The sequence below is a fragment of the Arthrobacter sp. P1_A5 genome (assembly GCF_056406825.1).
Genome location: NZ_JBFTZL010000342.1, coordinates 1 through 1,466 on the forward strand (window position 1 = coordinate 1; position 1,466 = coordinate 1,466).

Below are 1,466 nucleotides of genomic sequence, written 5' to 3' on the forward strand. Positions count from 1 at the left end.
GTACGTGACCCCGCGCTGGAGTACAGGAACGGTCAGTGGCCGGCTGCCGGAACGTAACGCTTGATGGAGGCTGCCAGTTCGGCTTCGGCGGCGGCACGGTCGCCCCAGCCCTCGGCCTTGACCCACTTGCCCGGCTCCAGGTCCTTGTAACGGGTAAAGAAGTGCTCGATTTCCTTGATCAGGAACTCGCTGACATCGCTGATCTCTTTGATGTGGTCGAACCGGGCATCGGTCGGGACGCACAGGACCTTGGCGTCGCCGCCGCCGTCGTCGGTCATGTTGAACACGCCGATCGGGCGGGACTCGACGATCACGCCGGGGTAGAGGTCGAAGTCCTGCAGGAGCACCAGCGCGTCCAGCGGATCTCCATCCTCACCCAGGGTGTTCTCGAAGAAACCGTAGTGGGTGGGGTACTGCATCGACGTGAACAGGACGCGGTCCAGGCGGACGCGGCCGGTCTCGTGGTCGACTTCGTACTTGACGCGCGATCCTTTGGGGATCTCGATGGTCACGTCATGCTTCATGGAATGCTCCTTGACGAATTCAGGGGGTGCGCGGCACGTGCATAAGGGCTGTCGGTGCCGCCGACTACTATTGAGGATATAGCGAGAGGCGCTGGTTTCAGGAACTAGTGGGGACATTTCAGGACTAAGGACCAGCAGCAGCATGAAACCGAGAACCAGCCGCGAGGGTACCCAGCCGGTGCCCGGCAGGGGTCGCAGGATGCCCGCGCTGCTGCTCCAGACCCTCCTCGTGGTGGCAGTGGCTGTGCCGGCCGGCATCGCCATCTCCCCGGCGTTCCTCAGCCATGACGGGTCATCCGACGCCTCGCAGACAGCACCGCCCTGGCAGCAGATCCCCGCCACATTGAGCCCTCCCGGCAACAGTTTGGGGGCAGTCGGGGCCCTCAGCACTTCCGCGCCGGTTCCGGCCGGGGCCGCCCTCGCCGCGCTGTTGAACAAGACCCTTAGGCCCGACGGCGCCGGCACCTTCACCGGCATCGTCCAGGACGCCGCGACGGGGCAGGTCCTCTTCGACCGGGCTGCCGACGAGGCCCGCGTTCCGGCGTCGAACATGAAGCTCCTCACAGCCGGTGCGGCCCTGCGTGTCCTGGGCCCCGACCGCCGCTTCAGCACCCGCGTGCTGGCAGGGCCGACCCCCGGCTCGGTGGTCCTGACCGGCGGAGGTGATGTTCTCCTGGGCGCCGGAGAATCGGCCCCGGGCGCCGTTCTGGGCCGCGCCGGGCTGACCACGCTCGCGAAGGCCACTATCGATGCCCTCAAAGCCGGCGGCGTCACCGCCACGGTGAACGTCCTGCTGGATGACTCCCTCTTCAGCGGCCCCTCGCTCAGCCAGGCGTGGAGCCCAGAGGACGTAGCCGCCGGGGAGATGGCCCCGCTGTACCCGCTGGCGCTGAACTCCGCCAGGTTCGATCCCGCCAAGACCACCGGACCCCGCCCGCGGGA

At 67.3% G+C, this 1,466-nt stretch carries 2 protein-coding genes; one reads left to right on the plus strand and one right to left on the minus strand.

Annotation, left to right across the window (positions count from 1 at the left end):
• Positions 1 to 32: 32 nt before the first annotated feature.
• Positions 33 to 524 carry an inorganic diphosphatase gene (locus AC1D1S_RS21120; RefSeq protein ID WP_018774943.1) on the minus strand — a complete coding sequence of 164 codons (492 nt, stop codon included), beginning with the start codon at positions 522 to 524 and terminating at the stop codon, positions 33 to 35.
• Between the two features lie 142 nt (positions 525 to 666).
• On the opposite strand from AC1D1S_RS21120, the gene AC1D1S_RS21125 reads away from it, so the two are divergent.
• Positions 667 to 1,466: D-alanyl-D-alanine carboxypeptidase (locus tag AC1D1S_RS21125; RefSeq protein WP_476995442.1), on the plus strand; the 800-nt coding region annotated here is incomplete at its 3' end.

What these genes read in the sequence shown, in the direction of transcription:
- AC1D1S_RS21120 (WP_018774943.1), bottom strand. Translation starts at nt 524, where the DNA reads ATGAAGCATGACGTGACCATCGAGATCCCCAAAGGATCGCGCGTCAAG.